We start from the raw sequence: 4,558 nt of genomic DNA on the forward strand, positions 1-4,558 counted from the left end.
GTGCGTCAATTCTCCCCGGAGATCCTCCGCCACATCATCTGGCCGTAGTCCTCCGCGTCCTCCTCGCTGCCCTTGTCGCCGTGGATCCGCATGCCCTCCTGGTGGTGCACCTCGTGGAAGAAGGTGACCACGGCCTCCTTGATGTTGCGCAGGCCCTTGTTGGAGAGCTCGATGATCGGCAGACCGGTGCGGCCGCGGTGCGGCACGTCGGTCATGGTCGAGTTCGACCGGATGTAGTGCGGGCTGTTGCCGTAGTTGAACTCCCCCGTCCGCCCGTCGATGATCCGTTCCTTGTGGACCACGTCGTACCGGTCCCAGGTGTCGCCGTGTCCGGCCCTGGCCAGGGTCTGCTTGAGCCGGCCGAGGCTGACCGCGGGGCCGGACTCGTACTCGTTCGGCTTGCCCTTGGACCCGCTGCGGTAGGCGTTGCCGCTGGTGGTGGAGTCGGCGGCGTCGGGGGCCGGCTTCGGCTCCTCGGCGGTCTTGCCGCTGCCGCTCTTGTTCCCGCTGCCGCCGGGTTCCTTGCCGCCCTTTCCGGTACCGGACTTGGGTGTGGACGGGGTGTCACCCTTGGGGGTGGTCGGCGCCGGGTCGGCGGGCGTGGTGGCGGGCAGGTCGCCGGAGAGCAGCCGCTTGACGGCGCTGATCGCGTCCTCGCCGCCCTCGACGGCCGCCTTGACCGCCTTGACGGCCTTGACGCCGCTGCTGATCGCCTTGATCGCACCGTAGCCGTCGATCGCGAACGAGCCGACGATGCCGGTCCACTGCCCGGCAACGTACGAGGTCGAGCTGGAGTCGACGCCGAACAGCTCGGCGAGCGGGTGGTCGTCGACGTACCCGGTGTGGCCCAGCCGGAACGGGGTCTCGTTCTCGTACCCCGTCATGCTGTTGAACGCCGCGTTGTCGCCGTTGACGATGTCGGCGAAGGAGTTCCAGCCGTCGGACAGGAAGTTGACGCCCCACTGGTACGGGTCGCCGACGATGGAGTCGCCGACGCCGGTGAAGAAGCCGCCGATGGCGCTGCCCCAGCCGGAGCCCCACCACAGTCCGGTCGGGTCGCTGCCGGAGGCCGGGTTGCCGGCCGCGTAGCCGTACCCGCCCATCTGGTTGGGGTCGCCGCTCTCCATGACCGGGTCGACCGACAGGAACCGGCCGGTGACCGGGTCGTAGTGCCGCGCCCCGAGCAGGGTGAACCCGGTGACGGTGTCGGCGGGCTTGCCCAGGAAGCCGTGGTTGTCGGCCCAGGCCGCCGGTGCGGTGCCCCGCGGGTTGCCGTACGGGTCGAAGGAGCGCCGGGTGATGCCGAGCGTGGCGCCGTCGACCTGGAGCTGGGCGGTGCCCTGCGGGGTGGTCGGCTGGTAGCTGATGGCACCGCCGCTGGAGCGGACCGTGACCGTGCCGTCGGGTGCGCGGTAGTAGCGCAGCGCGGTGACGGTCTTTCCGGTGGCGTCGAGGTTGAGCTGCTCGTTGCCGGAGAACAGGTAGAGCGTGTTGCCGCCCGGGGCGCGCTGGATCAGCAGGCCGCCGTCGGCGTCGTACAGGTAGCCGGTCTTCTTGCCGTCGGTGGTGACGGCGCCGGTGCGGCCCTCCTCGTCGTAGTCGATGGCCTGGCTGCCGGTGCGGGCGCCGGTGGTGGTCCGGGTCCGGGTGTTGCCGGCCTCGTCGTAGCCGGGGGTGAGCACCGTGGTGCCGCCCGGGCCGGTGGTGGTGACCGTCGAGACCGCGTTGGGCCGCTTGGCCGGGGCGGTGCCCGCGCCGGGGTAGGCGAGGGACTGCGCGACGTCCTTGGCCGCGTTGCCGGTCACGTCGTGGCCGACCTGGCGGGTGCGGTCGCCGAGCTGGTCGAACTGCCAGTCCAGCCAGTACGGGGCCGGGCCGCCGACGGTGGCCGGGGTGGGCCGGGCCGTGGTGCAGCGGGCCAGCTGGCCCGCGGTGGCGGTGGTGATGCCCTTGGTGTCGGTCCAGGCGGTGGTCAGCCGGCGCTGCGCGTCGTAGCCGTAGCACTGGGTGTCGGTGGTGCGGTCGGTGCCGCCGCTGGACTGGACGTCGGTGACGGCGGTGACGTTGCCGGCCTGGTCGTAGCCGAAGGTGGTGGCGGAGATCGGGTTGGCGGTGTTGGTCTGCAGGGTGACGCGGTTGGTGGCCGGGCGGCCGGTCGCGGCGTCGTAGGTCTGCGCGGTGCGCAGCTGCTTGCTCGGTGTGCCGAGGGTGGTCTGCAGGACCTCGCCGAGCGGGCTGTAGTTGACGGTGGCGACGTAGGGCCGGCTGGGCGAGCCCATGCTGACCAGGCCGCCCTCCAGGTTGTAGCCGTAGCCGACCGTTTCGGCGGGCAGTCCGCCGTCGGTGCCGTACGAGGTCGAGGCCAGCAGGCCGACGTTCTCGGTGTAGGCGGCCTTGGCGGTGTAGGTGCCGGCCAGGGCGCCTTCGGCGGCGGGGATCACGGTGGTGACGGAGGTCGCCTGGCCGACGGCGTTGTAGCCGTCGACGCGCTGGACGTAGGCGGCGCCGTTCTTGCCGCCGACGTAGCGGGTGGAGGCGACGGGCAGGCCCTTGCCGAGCTTGTCGTAGCTCCACTCGGCCAGCAGCTTGGTCGGGTCGCCGGTGTCGGTGCCCGCGTACTCGGCGGTGCGCCGGCCCAGCGAGTCGTAGCTGAACGACAGGGTCTGCTTGCGGGCGTCGGTGGTGCTGGTGAGCCGGCCGAGCGCGTCGTACCCGGCGCTGGAGGCGCCGGCCGCCGGGTCGGTCTGCGAGGTCATCCGGCCTTGCAGGTCGTAGCCGTAGGACCAGGTGTTGCCGGCGTTGTCCTTGACCGTGGCGACCTGCCCGCGGGCGGTGTAACCGAAGCGGGTGGTGATGTCGGCGGCGGGCGCGGTGCCCGCGGTGCCGGCGGACCACAGGCGGGTGTTGGCCGCGTCGTAGAGCGCGAGGTCGTCGTCGGCCTGGACCTTGAGGTAGCCGCCGGGGTGGCTGCCGGTGCCGGTGGACCACAGGGTGGTCTTCCCGGTCGGGTCGAGGACGGCGAGGTTGCCGTCGGTCTGCACCACGGCGTAGGCGCCGGGGTGGCCGCCGGTGCCGGCGGACCACAGCGACTTGTCGCCGACGAGCGCGGTCAGCACCAGGTTGCCGTCGGGCTGCATGCTCAGCCGGATGCCCGCGGAGACCACGGAGGTGCCGGAGGACAGGCGGCTGCCGGTGCCGAGCTGGCGGTCGGGGGTGGTGTCGCGGACGACGCTGGCGGTGGTGCGGCCCTGGGCGTCGGTGTAGGTGGTGGTGGCCTTGCCGCCCTGCGCCGGGGTGGTGTCGACCCGGTCGACGCCCTGGTAGGCGACGGCGCTCTGCCACAGCGTGCTGGCGAACGAGGCCAGGCTGGTGGTGACCGGGCGGCCCTGGCCGTCGTAGGCGGTGCGGGTCACCGACGGGCCGGTCCGGTTGGTCTCGGCCCACATGGTGGCGCCGGGGGCGTGGTCGGTGTCGGCGTACGTGGCGATGCTGGAGACGGTCCAGCCGTGCGAGTCGTAGTAGGTGGAGGAGACCAGCCGGCCGGCCGAGTTGTCGGCGGGGGTGGACTGGGTCTGGCGGGGTTGCAGGGTGCCGTCGTAGATGGTGACGGAGGTGCTGTAGGAGCCGTCCTCGCGCAGGCTCCGGGTGGTGACGGAGGACGGGGTCGGGTTGTCGCCGGCGCCGTGCACGTCGTAGGAGTAGGTGCGGTCGGGTGTCTGGGTGGCCTTGTCGCGGCCCGGGGACCAGACCTTCTCCCGGCGGCCGAGCGCGTCGTACGCCGCGTCGGTCACCTGGTTGTTGACGTCCACCGAGTGCAGCACGGACGCCCGGCCGGGCGAGACGGTGCTGGTGGCCTTCCACTGGAGCGGGTTGGTGGTGGACAGCGTGGTGGGCAGCAGGCCGGTCTCGGGCTGGTACCCGGTGGTGGTGGTCTGTCCGGCCGCGTCGGTGCTGGCGGTGACCCGCCCGTACCGGTCGTAGGACATCCCGCCGAGGGTCTGGAACTGCGGCCGGCCCTGGGCGTCGTAGCCGGTGGCCGCCTGGGTGGCGGTGACCAGGCCGAGCGAGCTGCCGTTCTGGCCGAGCACGCCGTAGGTGCCGGGGTGGTCGACCGAGCCGTCGCCGTCGTAGAAGATCCGCTTGTGGGAGAGCGTGGTGTCCTTGCCGGGCGCGGTGGTGCACGGGCCCGTGACGCTGATCGTCTCCTTCGGGGAGACCAGCATCATCGGGTTGTCCGCCGGGGCGTCGGCGTACGTGGTGGTGGTGCAGGTCTGCTGCTTGGGGTCGGCCAGGTCGGGCTGGTCGTCCTGCTTCCAGATCCGGCCGGTGGAGTCGAAGGTGGTGCCGGAGCGGCCGGTGCGCCAGGTGCCGTCGGCGAGCAGGCCCATGGTGCGCGAGGAGGTCGAGGTGATCCGGCGCGAGGTCAGGTCGGGCAGCACGGACAGCTTGTCCGGCTTGGGGTCCTCGGAGGTCCAGGCCTTGCGGCCGGCGCTGGCGGTGACCGTGGAGGCCGGCGGGTCGGTCAGGGTGCGGCTGACGACGCTGCCGCCGGCCTGGG

Annotated in this window: 1 protein-coding gene; it reads right to left on the reverse strand. The window is 72.3% G+C overall.

The features are described 5' to 3' along the window. Positions 1–5: 5 nt before the first annotated feature. A partial coding sequence (locus AA75_RS53880; RefSeq protein ID WP_035982001.1) for an RHS repeat-associated core domain-containing protein occupies positions 6–4,558 on the reverse strand: 4,553 nt, incomplete at its 5' end.

This window comes from Kitasatospora sp. MBT63, assembly GCF_000710465.2.
GTDB lineage: Bacteria > Actinomycetota > Actinomycetes > Streptomycetales > Streptomycetaceae > Kitasatospora.